Raw genomic sequence first — 22807 nt, 5'->3', positions numbered from 1 at the left:
TTTAGAAAAACAAACCATTAAGAATCTCTTAATGGTTTATCTATTATACTTTATCTTTTACCCAGTTGTAAAGAATTTCGTTGAATTCATCTGGCTTTTCCATCATTGCAGCATGTCCGCATTTATCGATCCAGAAGAGATCAGAGTTTGGTATAAACTTGTGCATGTCCTCTGCAACTTCAGGTGGTGTTACATTATCCTGTTTTCCCCAGATCAGACAGGTTGGTCTTGAGATTTTAGGAAGATCATTCAGCATGTTGTGTTTGATGGCACTTCTTGCCAACATTACCGTTTTAATTCCTTTCATACGGTCATTTACAACACTGAAAACTTCATCTACTAAATCTTCGGTTGCTACTGAAGGATCATAAAAAACCTCTTCTGCTTTTTTTCTGATATAGGAACGGTCGTTTTTTCTCGGAAAACTGTCACCAAAAGCTCTTTCGTATAAACCGGAGCTTCCGGTAAGAACAAGATTCTGAACCAGATCAGGTCTTGCCAAAGTTAATATTAAACCAACATGACCACCCATAGAGTTTCCTACAATGGTAACCGGTTTGCCAATATTGGTTTCTATAAATTTAATTACATACTTCGCTATAGTGGTGAGATTGGTATTGAGTACGGGCAAATCGTAGATCGGCAATTGAGGCACATATACCTTAAAACCTTTATCTGAAAAAAAATTCACCATTTTATCAAAATTACTCAATCCACCCATTAACCCGTGCAAAAGCACAAGCGGGTGGCCTTCTCCAGCTTCTATAAAGTTGTATTTCTTTTCTTTTTTTGTACTAAATCTCATAAGTGCCTGTATAAGCCTTGCAAAAATACAAATTAAACACCAAAAATATTTTGATATATCTAATTTAAACTAAAAATAATATAATAAAACCATTGTGGTGTAAAATTTTAAAAATCTTTTTGCTATGCGATGAATAAATAGATCTTCTTCTTATTTTATCTCAAAGATTTATGTCATTGATTATCAGTTGTAATCAAAACTTATTAACATTAAGTCAAAAAGTGGGAAAAAGTGGGAAGTTTTGGAAAAATATTTCTAATTTTGTCCCAAATGAGAAATTTCATTGGAACATATGAGTGCAAAATAGACGACAAGGGTCGCCTTAAAGTACCTTCATCGCTGATTAAGCAGATGGAGGATTTTGAGGATAAAACCTTTGTGGTAAAGCGATCTGTGTTTCAACCGTGTCTTGAAGTTTACCCGATGAAAGCTTGGGATAAACTGATGGATAAGATTAACAAATTAAATAGATTCATCAAGAAAAATGCTGATTTTATAAGGATGTTTACAGCCGGAGTGAAAACCGTGGAGCTGGATGGAGCAGGAAGACTGCAGATTTCAAAAGACCTTACCCATTTTGCCAACTTACATAAAGATATTGTGGTGACAAGTGCAGGAGAACTTTTTGAAATTTGGGATAAAGAAGCATACGAAAAAGTAATAGCAACCAACGAAAACGATTTTGCAAGTCTTGCAGAAGATGTAATGGGAGCTTTTGATGAAGAATAATTAAAATAAGCACAAATAGCATGTATCACAACCCCGTTTTATTGAAGCAAAGTGTGGATGATTTGGTGACGAATCCGGACGGAATCTATGTGGACTGCACATTTGGTGGCGGTGGACATTCACGTGAAATCGTAAGCAGACTTTCCGAAAACGGAAAGCTATTCGCATTTGATCAGGATTTGGATGCGCTCGAAAATAAGCTGGATGATCCTAAGTTTACTTTAATCAATCAAAATTTCAGATTTCTTGAAAACTCTTTACTGATGTATGGCATTTCTCAGGTTGACGGAATTTTAGCTGATCTTGGCGTTTCTTCTCATCAGTTCGATGAAGCAGATAGAGGTTTTTCTACAAGAAGCAATGCGCCGCTTGATATGAGAATGAATGTCATGCAAAGTCTTGATGCTAAAAAAGTCATCAATGAATATGACGAAGAAGCTTTAGCAGATATCTTTTATTATTACGGTGAATTGAGAGAAGCAAGAAAATTGGCTCGTGACATCGTTCACCACAGAAAAACCAAAACGATAGAAACAACAGAAGATTTGAAAAAACTCTTCAGTTATCTTCCGCCACATAAAGTAAATAAATTTTATGCACAGTTGTTTCAGGCAATAAGAATAGAAGTCAATCAGGAGCTGGAGGTTTTGAAAGAAATGCTGGTTCAGTCTTATAATATCTTAAAACCGGGAGGAAGATTGGTGGTCATTTCTTATCACTCTCTTGAAGATCGTCTGGTAAAAAGATTTTTGAAAAACGGAATGTTTGAAGGCGAACCCGAAAGAGACATTTACGGAAATTATAAAAAAGCATTTGAACTTGTAAAGAGCAAAGCAATTATTCCTGATAATAAGGAGATTGAAGAAAACTCAAGAGCGAGAAGCGCAAAAATGAGAACAGGAATAAAAGTGTGATAAAATCACAGCTTGTAAAATTCCCCTCCAAAGGAGGGGTGGCAAAAATTCGAAAGAATTTTTGACGGGGTGGTCAATAACAATATTTAAAAAATAAATCAGACAAAGTCTGTGGCAAAAAGAACAACATACAAACCTCAGAAGAAACTCACTTTTATAGATATTATAAAAGGGAACTTCCTTAATAGGGATGAGATCAAGTTGTATTACAAATACTTCCTGCTGTTGTTTGTTTTGATGATGGCAATGATTTACAGCAATCATTTAGTCAACAAAAAAATAAAAATTGTCAATGCCTTAAAAGAAGAAACGGAAGAATACAAATCAAGAAACGCTTACGCACAAAGTAAGCTGATCAAAGTAAAAATGGAATCTGAACTCGGAAAAGAAGTTGCCTCAGATTCACTCATGACTTTAGAGAGTCACCCGCACAAATTGTTAATAAAATTGGATAGTACCGATGCAAAAACAAAATGATTACGATAACAAAAGAAAGAAAACATTGCGATGGGGATACCTTTTCGCAACAGTTGCTTTATGCGTATTTGTGATGTTTTTGGCAAGAATTGTTATTCTTCAGAATACCAATGTACAGGAGATCAAAGATGATTATATCAATAATAATTACCGTACAGCCACTCTGAAAGCAGCCCGTGGAAACTTATTCGCTTCAGACGGATCGATTTTGGCAACAACGGTGATGCGTTATGACATTTATCTTGATTTTAAAACGATAAAAGATACGGTTTACAGCAATAACATCGGTGCACTTACCGATTCTTTGAGCAAAATGTTCGGAAAATCAAGAGCAGATTTCAGAAAAAGATTTGATGAGCAGAAAAAGAACAAAAACCAATACTATTCTTTGGTAAAAGGGCTTGATTTTGATCAGTACGACAGAATCAGAAAGTTCCCGATTTTTAAAAGAGGTAAAAATAAAGGCGGATTTATCGTAGACAGAAACTACAAACGTGAATTGGCAACCTCAGAAATCGGTTCAGGAACCATAGGAATCGACAATGGTGTCGCTAAAGCAGGACTTGAAGGGGCCTTTTCAAAATATTTAACCGGAATTGACGGGAGCAGACTGGAGCAAAGAGTAAATTCTTCCCAATGGAAACCGATCGACTATTGGAAAGTAAGCGAGCCGGTTGACGGACAGGATGTTTACACGACTTTAGATCTTAGAATTCAGGATATTGCACATTCGGCATTACAAAAGCAGCTGATCAATTTCGAAGCGAAGCATGGAACAGTGATCGTGATGGAGGTAGAAACCGGGAAAGTTCGTGCCATGGTAAATCTTAGAAGAGATGACGAAGGGAATTATGTTGATGCCTACAATTATGCAATAAAAGATAATATCGAGCCGGGATCAACATTCAAAGTTGTTTCACTTTTAGCCGCAATGGATGATGGTTTTATTGATGAAAATACAACAGTAGATGTAGGAAACGGAATTTGGGTGTATGCAAAACAGAGAATTACAGACGGTCACGGAGGCGGAACTTATGATATTTCTGATGTTTTAGCAAAATCAAGTAACGTTGGGACGGCTAAGTTGATTACAAAATATTATGCCGACAAACCTGAAATTTTCTTAGATCATCTAAGAAGATGGAAATTATTCGATAAAATGGATATTGAACTTCCGGGAATTACTAAGCCGAAAGTTTTAACCCCAAAACATAAAAGATGGAACGCCGCAACTTTAGCATCAATCGGTTACGGATATTCTACCAACATTAATCTGCTTCAGTTAGCCACTTTTTATAATGGTGTTGCCAACAAAGGTAAAATGGTGAAGCCTCTTTTCATTGATAAGATCATGCAAAACGGGAAAGTTACTTTTGAAGCCCAGACTCAGGTCATGGTTAAAAAAATGGCTTCCGAAAAAGCTTTGAAAATGATGACCGATGCCTTAACGAAAGCAGTTGAAAAAGGAACCGGAAGAAGTATTTTCACACCCAATTTAAAAATGGCAGGAAAAACAGGAACCGCAAGATTTGAATATTGGTTGCCTGGTCCGATGAAATACAGATCTTCATTTGCAGGATTTTATCCGGCTGATAATCCGAAATACACCTGTTATGTAATGATCAGTGAGCCCAATACGGCGAAAGGATTCTACGGAGGAACGGTTTCAGCGCCGGTGTTTAAAGAAATTGCAGGTAAAACTTTCTTGAAAACACCTCAAAATATTGAGAAAGAAATGCTTGTTGACAAAAAGGTCAATCTTAATAAAATGGTTGAACCAAACGTAAAAGTTACTGTTAACAACAAACAAATGCCAAGTGTTGTGGGATTAATTGGTAAAAATGTCATTCCACAATTAGAGAATTTAGGTTATCGGGTTGATTATAAAGGAGTGGGAAGAATTAAAGAACAGTTCCCTCTCGAAGGCACAACAATAAGTAAAAATCAGAGGATTTATTTATCTCTGCAGAATTAAAAAATAGTCCTGAAAGGACGGCTTAATAAAGATAGGATGAAATCCTATTAGAAAAATTAATAAAAAATAAAGCATCAGAAAATGCAATTAAATGATTTATTAAACAGAATTCCGGTTTTAGAAAGTCATGGTGAAAACAACCGTGAGGTTTCTGCATTGGTTTTCGACAGCAGAAAAGTTTCAGAAAATTCATTGTATATCGCAGTGAAAGGAACAGTTGCAGACGGACATTCATTTATTGCATCATCGATTGAGAAAGGAGCAAAAACAATTGTTTGTGAAGATTTACCGGAGAATTTGGATGAAAACATTACCTACATCAAAGTAAAAGATTCATCAAAAGCTTTGGCACATCTGGCGTCCAATTTTTACGGAAATCCTTCTGAAAAACTAAAATTAATCGGCGTTACAGGAACAAATGGTAAGACTTCTGTTTCTACTTTACTGTTTGATGTTTTTAAAAATTTAGGCTATAATTCGGCGCTGCTTTCTACAGTAGAAATCAGAATCGGAGAAGAAATAATTCCTGCGACACATACTACGCCGGATGTGATTACGATTAATCAGATTTTGGCTAAAGCGGTTGAATCAGGATGTGAGTTTGCTTTCATGGAAGTAAGTTCACACGGAATTTCCCAAAACAGAATCGAAGGTTTACATTTCAAAATAGCTGGGTTCACCAATCTTACCCACGATCATTTAGATTATCATAAAACGTTTGACGATTATTTAAAAACAAAAAAAAGATTTTTTGATGAGTTAAATGACGAAGCGATTGCCATTACCAATGTTGATGACAAAAACGGAAACGTGATGCTTCAGAATACCAAAGCAAAGAAAAAATCTTACGCTTTGAAAACGATGGCAGATTACCACGGAAGACTTTTGGAAGTTGATTTCAACGGAATGCTTTTAAACTTTAACGGGAAAGAATTTTGGACAACTTTAACGGGTAAATTCAATGTTTACAATTTGCTATTGGTGTTTGGAATTGCTGCTGAATTAGGCTTTGAAGAGGACGAAATTCTTCAGGCAATCAGCAGGTTGAAAAGAGTTTCCGGAAGATTTGAAACCTTCAAATCCGATGGCGGAATTTTCTTCATCGTCGATTATGCACACACTCCGGATGCGCTAGAAAATGTTTTAGACAGCATCAACGACATCAGAACGAAAAACGAAAGACTCATTACCGTTTTCGGTTGTGGTGGAGACAGAGATCACGCAAAAAGACCTGAAATGGGAAATATTGCTACAAAGAAATCAACTTTAGCAATTATCACTTCAGACAATCCTCGAACGGAAGATCCGGCTGCAATTATCAAGGAAATTGAAGCGGGCGTTGAACCTCAGAACTTCAGCAAATATACTTCGATTCCCGACAGAAGAGAAGCCATAAAAATGGCGATAAAATTTGCGGAACCAAAAGATATTGTTCTCGTTGCAGGAAAAGGTCACGAAAATTACCAGGAGATTAATGGTGTAAAAAATCATTTTGACGATAAAGAAGTAATAAATGAGCTTTGGAAGCTTATGAGTAAATAATTTAAGCATTAAACCTTAAACCATAAACTTTGAACTAAATGCTATACTATCTATACGAATATCTAACGAGTCAAGGCATCCACATTCCAGGAATGGGAATGTTGAGGTACATTTCGTTCCGTGCAGGAATGGCGGTTTTGCTTTCATTAACGATTGCTTTGGTTTACGGTAAAACAATCATTAACTACCTGAGAGGAAAGCAAATGGGCGAATTGGTGCGTGATTTAGGACTAGACGGACAAAAACAAAAAGAAGGAACTCCTACAATGGGGGGGCTTATCATTATTTTGGCGACCATTATTCCGGTTGTATTATTTACGAGAATTACCAATATTTACATTGTTCTTCTTATCGTTACGGTGATTTGGATGGGCGCTATTGGTTTTCTGGATGATTATTTAAAGAAGATCAAAAAAAATAAAGACGGACTTAGCGGAAAATTCAAAATTGTAGGGCAGGTTGGTTTAGGGCTAATTATCGGAGTGACAATGTATTTCCATCCTGAAGTAACGGTGAAAAGAAAATATGCTGATGCAAAAGTAGTCAACAGAAATAATGTTGAACAAAACTTTATGCCGACAGAAAAGATTACGGTTTCTACAGTTCCTTTTACCAAAAACAATGAGTTCGACTACAGCGGAATATTGTTTTGGATGGATGATGCAGAAGCTCACGAATGGGCATGGATTGTTTTCATTCCCATCGTTATTTTTATTGTGACAGCGGTTTCCAACGGAGCAAATATTACCGACGGAATCGATGGTTTGGCAGCAGGAACAAGTACGATTATTCTCTTGGCTCTTGCATTTTTTGCCTACGTTTCCGGGAACATAATTTTTGCTGATTATCTGAACATTATGTTCTTACCAAATATGGGGGAAACCACCATTTTTGCGGTCGCCATGGTCGGTGCAGTCATCGGATTCTTTTGGTATAATACCTATCCGGCTCAGGTTTTTATGGGCGATACGGGAAGTTTAATGTTAGGTGGTGTGATTGCTGTTTTGGCTATTATTTTAAGAAAAGAACTGATGATTCCTGTGCTTTGCGGAATTTTCTTAATTGAAAATGTTTCGGTAATGCTTCAGGTGGTTGTCTTTAAATACAGGAAAAGAAAATTCGGGTTGGAATATGCCCAAAATAATAGATTGTTTAAAATGTCTCCGCTTCATCATCATTATCAGAAAGAAGGATTTCACGAAAGTAAAATCGTTAACAGGATGATTATCATCGGAGTTATGTTGGCAATTGTGTGTCTCATTACATTGAAGATGAGATAAGAATTAGCAGATAGTTGTAAGCGAAAGCGATCAGCAAAAAGCAAAAAACAAGTTTATGAAAATAGTTGTTTTAGGAGGTGGCGAAAGCGGTTGTGGTGCTGCTTATTTGGCTAAAAAGAAAGGTTTGGAAGTGTTTCTTTCAGACAAAGGAGCCATTAAAGATCACTACAAACAATTTTTGACGGAAAATGAGATTGAATTTGAAGAGGAAAATCACGATGAAGAAAGAATTCTCAATGCCGACTGGATTGTAAAAAGTCCCGGAATTCCGAAAAAAGCGGAGATGATCAACAAAATTCACGAGAAAGGAATCAGACTTTCTTCTGAAATTGAGTTTGCTTCAGAGTTTACCGATGCAAAAATCATCGCCATCACAGGAAGTAATGGGAAAACAACGACAACGTCTCTGATCTATTATATCCTGAAAAATGACGGATTGAAAGTTGGTTTAGGCGGAAACATCGGTTACAGTTTTGCAAAGCAGGTTGCTGATGAAAACCATGAATATTATGTTTTGGAGGTAAGTTCTTTCCAGTTGGATGATATTCAGAATTTCCGACCGTACATTTCTTTGTTGCTGAATTTGTCTAAAGATCATTTAGATCAGTACAATTACAACTACGAAGAGTATGCATTGGCAAAATTCAGAATCACTGAAAATCAGGAGAATGACAATTTTTTCATCTACAATAAAGATGATGAAATGAGTAAAAATATTCTTGAAAAATTTGAGATAAAGGCGAAGATGATTCCTTTTTCAACACATGAAAAATTGTCTGAAGGAGGTTTTGTAGATGGGGAAAATATAGAAGTACATCTTAGAGATAAATTCTCAATGAAAATTGATGAATTGTCTTTACTGGGAAATCATAATGTTGCCAACAGCTTGGCTGCTTCAATTGCCGGTAAGATATTGGAAATCAATAATGAAAGTATCAGGAATTCATTGATGACTTTTCAGGCAGTTGAGCACAGACTGGAATTTGTAGCGGAAATTGATGGAGTAAAATTCATCAACGACAGTAAAGCAACGAATGTAAATGCAGCATATTACGCTTTAGAAAGCATGAAAAACCCAACGGTTTGGATTGTTGGAGGCGTAGATAAAGGAAATGATTATACCGAAGTAGAAGATTTAGTTAAAAGAAAAGTAAAAGCAATTGTTTGCTTAGGAATTGATAATCAGAAGATCATCGATTTCTTTAAAGATAAAAAAGAACTGATTTACAGCACCTCAAGTATGGAAGAAGCCGTAAAAACGTCAAAATCATTAGCCAAAAACGGAGATACGGTTTTATTGTCTCCTTGTTGTGCAAGTTTTGATCTTTTCAAAAGCTATGAAGACAGAGGTCGTCAGTTTAAAGAACAGGTATTAAAAGCCAATGGCAATTAGCCAAAAGCCAATAGCGGAAACTATGAACGAACAGAATTTAGAAGAAAGCAGATTCGAATTTCTAAAGGGCGATAAAGTGCTTTGGATGGTCATTCTTGTGATCTCCATTTTCTCTATTTTCCCGGTTTATTCTGCAAGTTCAAACCTTGAATATATTGTAAACAACGGAACTACTACCGGTCACGTGATGAAGCATATGTTTTTTGTGGTTTTAGGTTTGGCGATCATGAGAATTGTAGGAACAGTGAAGTATGAATATATGGGTAAACTCAGCAGTATCATGTTGGGTTTAATGATTATTCTGCTGATTGTCACGATGTTTACCGGGCAAACGATTGACGGAGCGAGTGCTTCAAGATGGTTGAAAATTCCGGGAACACCGATTTCGTTTCAGCCTTCGTCTTTTGCTTTTTTAATGCTGATTATTTATCTGTGCAGATATTTAACCAAGAAAATAACAAGAGAAAGACTTCCAATAGAGAATGTCATGTACATTTTCGGTCCAATCTTACTGGTTTTCGTGTTGGTTGCAAAAGATAACGGTTCAACTGCTTTAATGATTTTAATGGTTTCAGTAATTGTCCTGATTATCGGGCAGCTTCACTGGAAATATATTGCAGGATTTATTTCTGCATCATTTGTTGCGATTGTTTTGTTTTTATTAATCGCTTTAAATACAAATTTAATCGGCGGAAACCGTGTGCATACATGGATGAGCCGTATTGAAACCTTTACGTCAAGCAAAGCAAAAACTGCTGATGTTGATGATGAAAGTGTAAAAGCGAAAAATTATCAGGTCATGCAGGCAAAAGCCGCCATCGTTCACGGAGGAATTACAGGAATGGGACCAGGAAAATCAGCTTTAAAACAAATGCTTCCGCAATCTGCATCCGATTTTATTTTTGCAGTAATTGTAGAAGAATACGGATTAATAGGTGCAGGATTTCTCATCAGTATGTATCTGATTATGATTGTCCGGATTGTCATGATTGCGAGTAAAATGCCCGCATTTTTCGGTTCGTTGCTCGTTCTCAGTCTCGGAGTGATGATTTTTATTCAGCTGGCAGTAAATATTGCAGTTGCGGTAAATCTGATCCCGGTGACAGGGCAGCCATTGCCGCTGATCAGCTATGGAGGAACATCGATGTTGGTAACGTATATCCAGCTCGGAATTATTTTAAACATCAGCTCAAGAATCCAGATTTATGATGAAGAAGGAATGGGCAAAAAACAAAGTATTGTTGAGATAAACGACATTGCATAAAGACCAAACAAAATGGAAATAAGAAAAATAACATTTATTGACAGCAAAAACTCAGAAAATCCTGTGGTTATTGAAAAAACAGAAGATATAACGAATTTTCTGGAAACATTCAGATTGGAAATGAATGAAGTTATAGAGCTTAATGATGCAATGTACACGGTAAAATCTATATCAGAAAAAGATGAGGATGGTGAAAATGAAATTATTGTCGGCGTAGAATTTATTGATTTAATTGAAAATCAGCCAACAGCTTAAAATCGATAAGATGGACAAAAAAATAAAAGTACTATTAAGCGGAGGCGGAACAGGAGGACATATCTTCCCGGCCATTGCTATTGCAGACGAAATCAAGAAAAGATTTCCTGATGCAGAATTTTTGTTCATCGGAGCTAATGGCAAAATGGAAATGGAAAAAGTTCCGCAAGCTGGCTACAAAATCGAAGGATTAAACATTGCAGGTTTCGACAGAGGGAATTTGCTTAAAAACATAGGCTTACCATTCAAACTTATTTCGAGTTTGATGAAGGCTAAAAAAATTATAAAAAACTTTAAACCAGATTTTGCTGTTGGAACGGGTGGTTTTGCAAGCGGACCGGCTTTGTTTATGGCTGCAAAGATTGGAATTCCGACTTTTATTCAGGAGCAGAATTCCTTACCTGGAAAAACCAACACTGCAAACGGAAAGAAAGCAAAAGCAGTATTTGTGGCTTATCCGGATATGGAGAAATTCTTTCCCCATTCGAAAGTATTTTTCCTAGGAAATCCGATTCGTGAGAATATTGTTTCAGGAATGCAGGAAACTTCTTCCGCTAAAGAGAAATTGGGTTTAGATAAAAATCAACTTATCATTTTATCGGTTGGTGGATCTTTAGGTTCAAGAACGTTAAACAACGGTTGGAAAGACAACCTTGAAAACCTGAAAGAAAAAGGTTATCAATTAATCTGGCAAACCGGAAAATTGGATTACAAAGAATTGAGCAGCGAATCTCGAATCTCGAATCTCGAATCTCAAATCCAGTTAAAGGAATTCATCAAAGATATGGAAACAGCATATTCTGCAGCAGATGTTATTGTTTCAAGAGCGGGAGCCATTGCAATTTCAGAATTATCAGTGGCGCAAAAGCCTGTTATCTTGGTGCCTTTCCCATTTGCGGCAGAAGATCATCAAACGAAAAATGCGATGAATCTGGTTGAAAAGAATGCGGCAAGAATGGTAAAAGATTCAGAAATGAAGGAAAAATTCTGGACAACTTTATCAGAAATCTGCGAAAATGAAAATGCAAGAAAAGAAATGTCTGAAAATCTGAAATATTTTGCCAAACCAAATGCTGCGAAAGAGATTGTAGATGAGATTTTTAAAATAATTAAGTAAGTGCAGGTTGTCATTCTGAATGTAGCGTAGCGAAATGAAGAATCTAAATTGAGATTCCCCGTTCCTCGGAATGACAAAAAGATGTTTAAGATAATAAATAGAGATAAAATATAATTGAGAGGATATTGAATTTCAAATCTCAAACTTCAAATCTCAAATAAATAAAATGAACAATTTAGAAACATATCAAAATTTTTACTTCGTCGGAATCGGAGGTATCGGAATGAGTGCTTTGGCGCGCTATTTCCATGCTTCGGGCAAGAAAGTTTCAGGCTACGATAAAACCAACACCAAATTGACGACGGCTTTGATGAATGAAGGAATTGATATTGTTTTTGAAGATGTCATTGATGAAAAAATAACTTCGCTTCAGAAAGAAAAGACATTAATAATCTATACTCCGGCCATCAAAAAACTGGGGATTTTGGATTATTTTAATAACAATCAGTTTGAAGTTTTAAAAAGAGCAAAAGTTCTAGGATTAATTACAGAAAATACAGACTGCATCGCAGTTGCGGGAACTCACGGAAAAACAACGACTTCCACTTTGGTTTCGCATCTGTGTAAAGAAGCAGATTTGCCGTTTTCATGTTTTTTAGGAGGGATTTCTGAGAATTTCAAATCAAATTTCCTGTATAATGGTTCGCAATATTCTGTAGTTGAAGCTGATGAATACGATAGAAGTTTCTTAAACCTTTCTCCGGATTGGGCAGTAATCACTTCTACCGATGCCGATCATTTGGATATTTATGGAGATAAAAATACGATTGAAGAAGGTTTCAGACAGTTTGCGGCTTTAGTTCCTGAAGATAAACAGCTTTTTATAAGAAAAGGAATCGAAATCGGGAGGGCTCATAAAACTTATGCAGTCAACGAAGAAGCTGATTATTACTCAGATAACCTTCGTATGGATTATGATAAAATCTATTTTGATTTTCACACTCCAACTGAAACGATAAAAGATTTTGTGTGGGAAATTCCGGGAATTCACAATGTAGAAAATGCAACGGTTGCGATTGCAATTTTGCACAATCTGGGAGTTGATTTTGAAACGTTAAAGAAAGCAATTGCCGATTTTAAAGGGATTAAAAGAAGATACACAAAGCATATATATCCGAGCGGAAAAATTTATATTGACGATTATGCGCATCATCCAACAGAAATCAATGCTGTAGTTGGTTCGATAAAAACGTTTTATCCGGATAAAAAACTGTTGGTGGTTTTTCAGCCGCATTTGTTCAGCAGAACGAGAGATTTTGCCGATGGATTTGCAGAAAGCTTAAATAATTCTGAAGAATTGATTTTGCTCGATATTTATCCGGCAAGAGAGCTTCAGGAAAATTTTGAAGGAATCACTTCAGACTGGCTTTTGGAAAAAGTGATTTTAGATAAAAAAGAAGTATCGAATCTATCTGATGCTTTCAACAAAATAAAAGATAAAGAATTTGACATTCTTCTTACGGTAGGTGCAGGAAATATAGATACGCTGTATGATCCTATTTGTGAGTGGCTTGGAAAAATTTAGCTAAATAAATTTAACGCAACGAACGCAATGAAAATTTACAAACACAATGTATATTTTTTGGTCGCAAGGGCGTTTCACTCAGCAAATGATAGCTGAAAATATTATTGTAAATAAAAACACAAATGACAGAAAATGAAATTTCAAATATGGTTTTTGATGCAGGAATGAAAGTGCATCGTAAACTTGGAATTGGACTCTATGAAAATGTTTATGAGCAATGCTTAATTTACGAATTGAAGAACTGTGGTTTGAAGGTTGAAAGCCAGAAAGACATTAGCATTAATTATGAAGGTTTAATAATTGAAAAGGCATTTAGAGTAGATTTATTGATTGAGAATAAAGTAATTATAGAAATAAAAGCTGTTCCGGAAGTTAATAAATATCATTTTTTTCAGCTTCTTAATTATTTAAGAGTTACAGAAATAAAATTGGGGATGATTTTGAATTTTCATTCCACCTTATTTAAAGACGGAGTAAAAAGAGCAGTAAATAAATTATAAAATAAAAACTTGTAAAAATATTTTCAGTTATCATTTGCTGAGTGAAACGCCCTTGCGAAAGGAAAACAATAGATAATGATCTACAAATCCTTGCGAACATTGCGTTAAAAAATGAAAAAACAAAAATGAAAAATAAATACAGAATATTAAAAATTGCCATCACAGTAATCATTCTTGGTTTCCTGTTGAGTTTCTCTTTGAAGAAATTCAGCGGTCAGAAGATTACGGACAATAAAATTTCTGTAAAAATGAATGAAAAAACGCCGGTGTATTTTATTGATGAAAAAGACATCCGTGAGATTGTGAATAAAGAAAATCCTTCCCGAAAAGTAGGAGATCTGAATATTCCTGAACTGGAAAAGAAAATCAATGCGCTTCCGGCTGTAGACAGCGCAAATGTTTATTTAAATTTAAACGGAAAATTAAATTTAGACATCAAACAAAGAGTTCCGGTTTTCAGATTGAATAAGGATGGAAAAGATTTTTATGTAGACGAAAAAGGAACAGAATTTCCGATTTCCAGAACGTATTCTCATCCCTGTATGTTGGTGACGGGAGATGTCAAAAAGGATGAATATGAAAAGTTGGCTGAACTTGTTGAGAAAATCGACAAAGATGATTTCAGCAAAAAATATTTCATCGGAATTTCAAAATATAAAGACAATTACAGTCTTCTGACAAGCGAAGGAAATTACCGAGTTGAGATTGGAGATTTAGACAATATTGATTTTAAGGTAAAAGGTTTTAAAACTTTTGTTGAAAAATATCTTGTCTATCAGGATCCGCAGAAATACAAAATGATTTCGGTAAAATATCAGAATCAGATTGTAACAACGCTGAATCCGTATTTTAAGGAAAACGACAGTATTTTAAAGGCAAGTCATAAAGATTTGGTAAAAGTTCCGGTTGCAGCGGCTCCTGTTAAAAAAACAGAAGTAAATCCTAAACCTGAAGTCAAAAAAGCAAGTTCGGCTTCTTTAAAACCAAAAGAAAACACAAAACCAAAAGCAGTCGTCAAACCCAAGGAAACTAAGAAACCCGCAGCAAAACCAAAAAGCAAGGCAAAGGTTAAAATAGAATAAAGAAAGAGTCCCGAAGGGACGACTCACTAAAGAATAGAATTAAATCAAATCGATATAAAACAATGGAAAATCAAGAGTATTCAGTAGGTCTGGACATTGGGACGACCAAGATCGTTGCCATTGTCGGAAGGAGGAATGCACATGGGAAAATAGAAATTCTCGGTGTTGGGAAAGCCAAAAGTCTTGGAGTTCATAAAGGGATTGTGAATAATATTTCGCAGACCATCAACTCAATCAAAGCTGCTGTGTCTGAAGCACAGTCGAGCGCAGGAGTTCCTATCCATAAAGTAACGGTGGGAATTGCAGGAAAGCACATTCGTTCACTGCAACACTCCGATTATATTATGCGTGAACATCCGGACAAATTTATTACAGATGACGACATTGAAGCGTTAAAAGATCAGGTGAAAAAACTGGTCATGCTTCCTGGCGAAGAAATCATCCACGTACTTCCGCAGGAATATAAGGTTGATTCTGAAGGAGAAATTCAGGAGCCTGTCGGGATGCATGGAAAACGTCTGGAAGCCAATTTCCATGTGGTTGTCGGGCAAATGGGAAGCATCAGAAACATCGCAAGATGTGTAAGAGAAGCCGGATTGGAGATGGAAGCGCTTACTTTAGAACCTTTGGCATCTTCAGAAGCCGTTCTTACCAAGGAAGAGAAAGAAGCAGGAGTTGCCATCGTAGACATCGGTGGTGGAACTACGGATATTGCTATTTTTAAAGATAATATCATCCGTCATACTTGCGTCATCCCTTACGGGGGCGGAATTATTACGGAAGACATCAAAGAAGGCTGTTCAATTATTGAAAAGCACGCCGAGCAATTAAAGGTTAAGTTCGGTTCTGCAGTTCCTGAATTGGAAAAAGACAGCACATTTGTGACCATTCCCGGACTTCACGGAAGACCGGATAAAGAAATTTCTCTGAAAACTTTAGCGCAGATTATCAATGCGAGAGTAGAGGAGATTCTTGAAATGGTAAATACGGAATTAAAGGCTTACGGAGCTTTTGAACAAAAGAAAAAACTGATTGCAGGAATTGTTCTGACAGGTGGTGGTTCAAACTTGAAACATCTTCGTCAGTTGGCAAATTACACAACAGGTTTCGATAGCAGAATTGGTTTTGCGAATGAATACATTGCGAACGACAAAAATCAGTATCTTAAAGGACCGGAATTTGCTACTTCTATCGGTTTATTGATGGAAAGTTTAAAAATCAGAGACAAAAAAACAACTGCGGTAGAAGAAGAAAATGAAATTGAGGTTGAAACTAAAGTTGAACAGAAAGAACAACAGATAGTTACAAATAATGAAACTCAAACTGTTGTTGCTCACCAATCGGTTCAGGAAACAGAAATTGCTCCGGAATCTGAAACAAACAAAAAGGTGAGATTAACTTTTGGGCAGTCTTTGATGGAAAAAGTAAAAAAATTCTTTGAAGAAGTAGAGTAAAAAAATATAGATGATGAATGATAAGCGATGAATGATTTTCTCATCAACTATCATAGTCGGTTATCAATTATATAAAAAAATAGATATGGAAAATATAGGTACACAAGGATTTTCATTTGATTTGCCAAAAGGAAATTCATCGATCATTAAAGTAATCGGTGTTGGTGGCGGCGGAAACAACGCACTGAAGCACATGTACGAGAAAGGAATTCACGGGGTAGATTTCGTGATTTGTAATACTGATGCGCAGACTTTAGATAATAACCCGGTTTCAAACAAAGTACAGTTGGGAACAACCATTACTGAAGGTCTTGGAGCGGGAGCAGATCCTGAAGTTGGAGAAAAATCTGCTATTGAAAGTATTGAAGACATCAAAGCTGCAATGGGGCAAAATACTAAAATGGTATTTATCACTGCCGGAATGGGTGGTGGTACAGGAACCGGAGCTGCTCCCGTGATTGCTAAAGTGGCAAAAGACATGGGAATTCTTACGGTCGGTATCGTAACCGTTCCTTTTAGTTTTGAAGGAAAAAGAAGATTGGAACAGGCTGAAAGCGGTCTTGAAAAATTAAGAAATAATGTTGATTCTTTAATCGTTATTAATAATGATAAATTAAGACAACAATTCGGAAACCTTGGTTTCAAACAGGGATTTTCAAAAGCCGATGAAGTTTTAACCAATGCTGCAAAAGGTATGGCAGAAGTTATTACCGGTTATTTCGATGTAAACATTGACTTTAGAGATGCTAAATCTGTGCTTCAGAATTCTGGTACGGCTTTAATGTCTACAGGAACTGCTTCAGGTGAAAATAAGGCGGAAGAAGCAGTTAAAAAAGCATTAGACTCTCCATTATTGAATGATAACAAAATTACAGGCGCAAGAAATGTACTGTTATTAATCAGAAGTGGTGCGGAAGAAGCTACCATGGACGAAATCGGTATCATCATGGATTATATCCAGAAAGAAGCAGGTCATACAGCTGATATCATTTTCGGAGTTGGTGCTGATGAAGAATTGGGTGATGCAGTGAGTGTATTGGTTATTGCTACCGGTTTTTCTAATGACAACAAAAAATTTGCAGGACCTACTGAGAAAATCAGAATTGGTTTGAATGATGCTTTAGATACGCCAAAAACTTCACCTTTTAAAACAAAAGAAGAAAGAGAAATTCCTGAACAAGGATACGATTTCGGAGGTAAAAACCTTTTCAGATTGGATGATGAAGATCAGGATGCTTCAAGCTTCAAGATGTCATCTGTTGAAAAAAAAATGACTATCGAGGATGAGGAGGTAAAAACTGAAATAAAATTCTCTGATAGAGAGCAAGATACGTTGGAAAGCCCGATTCAGAGCTGGAGAAATGAAGAAGAAGCTCAGGATGAAGCCTATAGTTTATTCTCATTTGATGATGATAATGACGCTAATGATTTAGAGATTCAATCGTTCTCTTTTGATTTTGAAAATAAAAAAGAAGAGCCTAAAAACGATTCTTTCACTTCAAATTTTGCAGAAGAAAAACCGGTTGAATTCAGCTTTACGGTAAATGAGCCAATCAATGAGCCAAAAGTAGATTTCTCTCAGCCAAAAAACGAATTTGAAACTTCTACACAAACTGTAAGTCAGGTTACTGAAGAAGCTGCGCCGAAGATTGAGAATTTTTATCAGGCTAAAGAAGAAATAAAATCGGAAGAGCCAACTTATGAAAACAGAACAGAAGTTGAAGCTCCAAAACAAGCAGAAAGTGAATTCACATTCGTTACAAAACCTGCTGATCAGGAAAGAGTAATGGAAAGAAGAAACAAACTGAAAGAATTCAATTCCCGTTATCAGAATTTCGATAATGTGAACGAGTTTGAATCTGTTCCCGCTTTTAAGAGAAAAAATATTTCAATCGACGGAAGCAATGCATCAGACCAGAATATCAACAGTTACCTGTCTGATAACAACGGCAACATGCAGATCAGAGAAAACAGATTTTTAAATAAAGATGTAGATTAAATTGCAATTGGCAATTGGCTTTATCAAAGTCGAATCAAAAGCTAATAGCCAACTGCTAATAGCCAAAAGTAAAATTATGAGCTTAGAATTAACCATAAACGAAGCAATAAAAACAGCTATGAGAGCTAAAGATAAAGTGGCTTTAGATTCTCTTCGTGCTGTAAAATCTCAGATACAATTACTGAAAACAGAATCATTGGGAGCTGAAGTTTCTCCTGGGCAGGAAATTGCTATTCTTCAGAGAATGGTAAAACAGCGTAAAGATTCTTACGATCAGTTTGCTGCACAGGGAAGAAATGACTTGGCGGAGGTAGAAGAAGCTCAGATGAAAATAATCGAGCAGTTCTTACCAAAACAGCTATCTGCAGAAGAGCTTGAAGCGGAAATGAAACAAATTATCGCTGAAACCGGCGCTGAATCTATGAAAGATTTAGGAAAGGTAATGGGAGTGGCATCAAAAAACTTGGCCGGAAAATCTGACGGAAAAAGTATTTCCGAGATGGCAAAGAAGCTGCTTTCATAGAGTTTCGGGTTTAAAGTTTCGAGTTAAATCTCACAAACATTATCTCGTACCGCGCATCTCGCAACACACTACGGATATTCAACCTTTGCATATCGATTTGATTAAAGAAGCCCGAAACTTTATGTTTCGGGCTTCATTTGTAATATGAATGTTAATGGTTATCTTCTAATAAAATGATGAGTAAAAGTTCCCGACTTATTCTCAATGGTTAAAATATATTTACCGGTATTATACTTACTTACATTGATTTTTTGAGATGTGCTTTCATCTGAATTGATGACATTGATTAATTTCCCGGAAATGTCAAAAATGCTGATTTTGCCTATTTTCACTTTTGATTCGATCATTAAGACATCAGAAACAGGATTCGGATATATTTTGACACTTTCTTTAAGGGTAAGATCCGATGTGCTCAAATTTGTTGTTACCGTAATAGCTGTTGCAGCACTTTGGCAACCGTTGATCGTTTGGGTAACATAATATGTAGTTCCATTTGTTACAGCAGTAGTAGAGGGAAGCTGTGTAGTCATTGCAGCTGAAGAATACCATGTTAGATTTTGTCCTGTTACGGTAAGATCCGCTAATGTTGCTCCGGCAGAAACAGTCTGTGCAGCAACTGCAGTAGGAGGAGTTGTTGCAGCACCTATAGTAACTACAGTTTCTACTTTTCCGCTTGCACAAGTTCCTAAGATTGGTAATACTTTCCAGTTGTAAAAGAAATAATAGACTCCACTGTTTGTGTTGGCGCTATTTATTGTACCTCCGGTAATGGTACCCAAAGTTCCCAAACTATAAGGGAACGGGTTAGTCCCGGAATCTCTTCTCATTGAAGGTGAAGATCTTGCAACCAATTTGTATGAGTTTCCTCCTGTAACAGAAAAACCTACGGGAACGGTAAATTGTAATGGAGTACTTGTTGTGCCTCCTGCAGGTATGGTTACACTTTTTTGAGCAATTTTCACATAATTGGCATCCAAAAGTTCTAAAGCTAAAGTTCCTCCTGCAGAAGCAAATACATCTACCGATTCAATTACAAAACTATTATTTACGGTAAAAGCCAGTCCCCATGGGCTACTTGCTGCAACCACTGCGCTTGAGCTTGTAGCAGGAGTAGTTTTACCACCTGTTACTGGTGCTCCAAGTTCATAATTATAAGCTTCTGCCCAATATGAAGTTGTACCGGTAATCGTAGGAGTGGTATAGGTGTTTCCTAACCATACAGGTGTAGTTGAAGTGGCTGAGTTATACCATTTTACTTCTGTTGCGGTTGTATTTGCGGTAATAGTTGCAGAAGTTTGACCGCAGGTTGAAACCGGTGGAACTGTAAGCTGAGGTGTTGTGCAATTCTGAGATAAACCTATTCCGCAAACAAAGGCAGATAAGATAAGGGTGTAGAGTTTTTTCATTATAAAAGGTTTTAAGATTATTTTCTTTTTTAATAATAAAGCCCGAATAATCTTCGGGCTTTATTTATTTGTAAACCTTTATCAGCATGCCTTTAAAATTCTAAAAACTCGTGAAAAAAATAAACAGCGATAAAAGTGAGGGAATTACATGGCCACTAGATCGTTTTCTAATGATGAAAAATCAAATTAATAAAGTTTTTTCATGGTAAACGTTTTTAGAATCATTTCAAAATTAATAAAAAAAAATTAATATCGGTGAATTAAATTTAAATATTTGATAAAAAATTTACAATATTCTTATATTGTCATTTTAATTCATTTGGTTTACCAAATGGTTTGATAGTTTTTATAAATTGTAAATTCACTGAGAAATATCGTAAATTTGTAAACACTTAAAAAAAATAAGAAATGTATCCAACAGATTTAGTAATGCCTATGAAGGCTGAACTTACAGATAAAGGTTTCGAAGATTTGGCAACTCCAGCTCAGGTAGAAGATGCTTTGAAGCAATCGGGAACTACACTTTTAGTAATCAATTCTGTATGTGGTTGTGCAGCAGGAGCGGCAAGACCGGGAGTTGTTTACTCTTTGACAGGAGATAAAAAACCGGATCACTTAACGACGGTTTTTGCTGGTTACGATAAAGAAGCTGTTGAAACAGCAAGACAACATTTGGCTCCATTTCCTCCGAGCTCACCTTGTGTAGCTCTTTTCAAAGACGGAGAATTGGTTCACATGCTTGAAAGACACCACATTGAAGGAAATCCTGCAGGTGCAATTGCAGCAAATTTACAGGCTGCTTACGACGAATACTGCTAATTAAAGTATTAAAAAATTGATATTAAAACCATTACAAATTTTGTGATGGTTTTTTGTTTTAAATCATTCGCTGAAAATTCAAATATTATTATATTTGTCTTAATGGCAACTAAGGCACTTTTCAATACCGTGGTCAACTGGTTTATCAAACAGAGGATAGACCAGATTCAGAATTTTATGTCTCATCCTGTAGAAACTCAAAATGGGATTCTCTTTTCGCAGTTATTTCATGCAGAAGATACAGAATATGGTAAGAAGTTTGGGTTCAATTCGATCTCGAGTTATCAGGATTTTAAAAATAAAGTTCCGATTGTAACGTATGAAGAATTTGAACCTTATGTTGAAAGAGCAAGACAGGGGCACAAAGATGTAAGCTGGCCCGGTTATATTAAGCATTTTGCCAAATCTTCCGGAACGACCAATGCCAAAAGCAAGTTCATACCTATTTCGGCAGAAAGTCTGGAATACTGCCACATGAAGGCAGGTAAAGATATGGTGTCTATTTATGCGAATAATCACCCCGAAAATCAGCTTTTTACCAATAAAAATTTACGTCTCGGAGGCAGTTCCGAGCTTTATGCGGACTTCAACACAAAATTTGGAGATCTCTCGGCTATTTTAATTGATAACCTTCCTTTTTGGGTTGAAATTACCACTACCCCGAGTAAAAAAGTTTCTTTGATGGGTGAATGGGAAAGTAAGCTGAAAGCCATCGTTTCTGAGGTGAAAAATGAAGATGTCGGAAGTATTTTAGGGGTTCCTAGCTGGATGATGGTTCTTTTGCAAAGGGTTTTAAAAGAGACCGATGTAAAAAGTGTTTCAGAGCTTTGGCCAAACTTGGAAGTGTTCTTCCACGGCGGAATTAGCTTTAAACCTTACAGAGAACAATACAAGCCTATTATAGGAAAAGATATCAATTATTACGAAATTTATAATGCTTCGGAAGGCTTTTTCGGGATTCAGGATCGTTCTAATAGTGATGAAATGCTTCTGATGCTTGATTACGGAATTTTTTATGAATTTATTCCAATGGATCAGTTTCATCATTCAAATCCCAAAGTTGTAAGTTTAGAAAACGTTGAAGTTGGAAAGAACTATGCAATGGTCATTACGACCAATGGTGGTCTTTGGCGATATTTGATCGGTGATACAGTTGTTTTCACTTCAATTGACCCTTTCAGAATTAAAATTACGGGTCGTACGAAACACTATATCAATGCTTTTGGCGAAGAACTGATGATTACAAATGTAGAATCGGCATTGGCAAAAGCTTGTCAGGAAACCAATTCTTCAGTGAAAGATTTTACGGGCGCACCAATTTTCATGAAAGAAAACGAGAGTGGTGCACACGAATGGATTTTTGAGTTCAGTGAGGAGCCGGAGAATTTAGAGTATTTTACCGATATCTTTGATCGTCACTTGAAAACCATTAATTCTGACTATGAAGCCAAGAGATACAATAATATAACCCTGAAAAAACCGGTCGTGCATATTGCAAAGCCTAATCTTTTCTATTGCTGGCTCGAATCTAAAGGTAAATTGGGCGGACAAAACAAAGTCCCTCGACTGAGCAACGACAGAGAATACATTGATCCTTTGCTTGAACTTAATAAAGCATAAAAAAGAGGCTGTCTCAAAAGGGCAGTCTTTTTTCGTGTTGAGTTGAAAAAAAAATCTTTTTTCAGGTTTTATTTTTTGAAAAATATAATTTTTTGAAAAACTCGAAGAATAAAATTGAAAAATCCAAT

The 22807-nt window shown here is 36.2% G+C and carries 20 protein-coding genes; 18 read left to right on the top strand and 2 right to left on the bottom strand.

The window, feature by feature from the left end; genetic code table 11:
- Positions 1-43 precede the first annotated feature (43 nt).
- Positions 44-805 carry an alpha/beta fold hydrolase gene (locus BA768_RS14280; protein ID WP_065721310.1) on the bottom strand — a complete coding sequence of 254 codons (762 nt, stop codon included), beginning with the start codon at positions 803-805 and terminating at the stop codon, positions 44-46.
- Between the two features lie 270 nt (positions 806-1075).
- Between BA768_RS14280 and mraZ the strand changes: the two genes are divergently transcribed.
- From mraZ to BA768_RS14200, 16 genes are all read left to right on the top strand, one after another.
- Positions 1076-1534: a division/cell wall cluster transcriptional repressor MraZ gene (gene mraZ / locus BA768_RS14275; protein WP_047479666.1), complete on the top strand. Its 459-nt coding sequence runs from the start codon at positions 1076-1078 to the stop codon at positions 1532-1534.
- 20 nt (positions 1535-1554) lie between these two features.
- On the top strand, positions 1555-2448 hold the full coding sequence (gene rsmH, locus BA768_RS14270) for a 16S rRNA (cytosine(1402)-N(4))-methyltransferase RsmH (RefSeq protein ID WP_065721309.1): 894 nt from the start codon (positions 1555-1557) through the stop codon (positions 2446-2448).
- 111 nt (positions 2449-2559) lie between these two features.
- On the top strand, positions 2560-2925 hold the full coding sequence (locus BA768_RS14265) for an FtsL-like putative cell division protein (RefSeq protein WP_034677529.1): 366 nt from the start codon (positions 2560-2562) through the stop codon (positions 2923-2925).
- Positions 2909-4900: a penicillin-binding transpeptidase domain-containing protein gene (locus BA768_RS14260; protein WP_034677531.1), complete on the top strand. Its 1992-nt coding sequence runs from the start codon at positions 2909-2911 to the stop codon at positions 4898-4900. Before BA768_RS14265 ends, BA768_RS14260 begins: the two co-directional genes overlap by 17 nt.
- An 81-nt stretch (positions 4901-4981) precedes the next feature.
- Positions 4982-6442 carry a UDP-N-acetylmuramoyl-L-alanyl-D-glutamate--2,6-diaminopimelate ligase gene (locus BA768_RS14255; protein ID WP_065721308.1) on the top strand — a complete coding sequence of 487 codons (1461 nt, stop codon included), beginning with the start codon at positions 4982-4984 and terminating at the stop codon, positions 6440-6442.
- Between the two features lie 38 nt (positions 6443-6480).
- Positions 6481-7722 carry a phospho-N-acetylmuramoyl-pentapeptide-transferase gene (gene mraY / locus BA768_RS14250; protein ID WP_065721307.1) on the top strand — a complete coding sequence of 414 codons (1242 nt, stop codon included), beginning with the start codon at positions 6481-6483 and terminating at the stop codon, positions 7720-7722.
- 55 nt (positions 7723-7777) lie between these two features.
- On the top strand, positions 7778-9115 hold the full coding sequence (murD, locus tag BA768_RS14245; protein ID WP_065721306.1) for a UDP-N-acetylmuramoyl-L-alanine--D-glutamate ligase: 1338 nt from the start codon (positions 7778-7780) through the stop codon (positions 9113-9115).
- Positions 9116-9137: 22 nt separating this feature from the next.
- Positions 9138-10379, top strand: a complete 1242-nt coding sequence (locus tag BA768_RS14240; RefSeq protein WP_065721320.1) for an FtsW/RodA/SpoVE family cell cycle protein — start codon at positions 9138-9140, stop codon at positions 10377-10379.
- A gap of 12 nt (positions 10380-10391) precedes the next feature.
- Positions 10392-10634, top strand: coding sequence for a hypothetical protein (locus BA768_RS14235; RefSeq protein ID WP_065721305.1), 243 nt, complete (start codon positions 10392-10394; stop codon positions 10632-10634).
- A 10-nt stretch (positions 10635-10644) separates the two neighbouring features.
- Entirely contained in the window at positions 10645-11751 is a 1107-nt protein-coding gene (gene murG, locus BA768_RS14230) for an undecaprenyldiphospho-muramoylpentapeptide beta-N-acetylglucosaminyltransferase (protein ID WP_065721304.1), read from the top strand.
- Positions 11752-11917: 166 nt separating this feature from the next.
- On the top strand, positions 11918-13276 hold the full coding sequence (murC, locus tag BA768_RS14225; protein WP_065721303.1) for a UDP-N-acetylmuramate--L-alanine ligase: 1359 nt from the start codon (positions 11918-11920) through the stop codon (positions 13274-13276).
- 122 nt (positions 13277-13398) lie between these two features.
- Positions 13399-13776, top strand: a complete 378-nt coding sequence (locus tag BA768_RS14220) for a GxxExxY protein (RefSeq protein WP_034677539.1) — start codon at positions 13399-13401, stop codon at positions 13774-13776.
- Between the two features lie 125 nt (positions 13777-13901).
- Positions 13902-14858 carry a cell division protein FtsQ/DivIB gene (locus BA768_RS14215; RefSeq protein WP_065721319.1) on the top strand — a complete coding sequence of 319 codons (957 nt, stop codon included), beginning with the start codon at positions 13902-13904 and terminating at the stop codon, positions 14856-14858.
- 62 nt (positions 14859-14920) lie between these two features.
- The gene (gene ftsA / locus BA768_RS14210) at positions 14921-16312 is read left to right on the top strand and encodes a cell division protein FtsA (RefSeq protein ID WP_034677541.1); all 1392 of its coding nucleotides are present in this window, start codon (positions 14921-14923) and stop codon (positions 16310-16312) included.
- Positions 16313-16397: 85 nt separating this feature from the next.
- Positions 16398-18311, top strand: a complete 1914-nt coding sequence (ftsZ, locus tag BA768_RS14205) for a cell division protein FtsZ (protein ID WP_065721302.1) — start codon at positions 16398-16400, stop codon at positions 18309-18311.
- Between the two features lie 76 nt (positions 18312-18387).
- Complete coding sequence (locus BA768_RS14200) at positions 18388-18834, top strand: GatB/YqeY domain-containing protein (protein WP_065721318.1); 447 nt, start codon at positions 18388-18390, stop codon at positions 18832-18834.
- 158 nt (positions 18835-18992) lie between these two features.
- Here the strand turns inward: BA768_RS14200 and BA768_RS14195 are convergent, their stop codons facing one another.
- Positions 18993-20240, bottom strand: coding sequence for a T9SS type A sorting domain-containing protein (locus BA768_RS14195; RefSeq protein ID WP_065721301.1), 1248 nt, complete (start codon positions 20238-20240; stop codon positions 18993-18995).
- Positions 20241-20648: 408 nt separating this feature from the next.
- On the opposite strand from BA768_RS14195, the gene BA768_RS14190 reads away from it, so the two are divergent.
- Both BA768_RS14190 and BA768_RS14185 read left to right on the top strand, forming a co-directional pair.
- Positions 20649-21059 carry a BrxA/BrxB family bacilliredoxin gene (locus BA768_RS14190; RefSeq protein ID WP_034677545.1) on the top strand — a complete coding sequence of 137 codons (411 nt, stop codon included), beginning with the start codon at positions 20649-20651 and terminating at the stop codon, positions 21057-21059.
- 102 nt (positions 21060-21161) lie between these two features.
- Positions 21162-22679: a GH3 auxin-responsive promoter family protein gene (locus BA768_RS14185; RefSeq protein WP_065721300.1), complete on the top strand. Its 1518-nt coding sequence runs from the start codon at positions 21162-21164 to the stop codon at positions 22677-22679.
- Positions 22680-22807: the final 128 nt, after the last annotated feature.

The sequence above is a fragment of the Chryseobacterium sp. CBo1 genome (assembly GCF_001693475.1).
In the GTDB taxonomy this organism is placed as follows: Bacteria; Bacteroidota; Bacteroidia; order Flavobacteriales; family Weeksellaceae; genus Chryseobacterium; species Chryseobacterium formosense.
The sequence above is the reverse complement of the archived record's forward strand: the minus strand, read 5'-3'. Positions and strand labels throughout refer to the sequence as shown.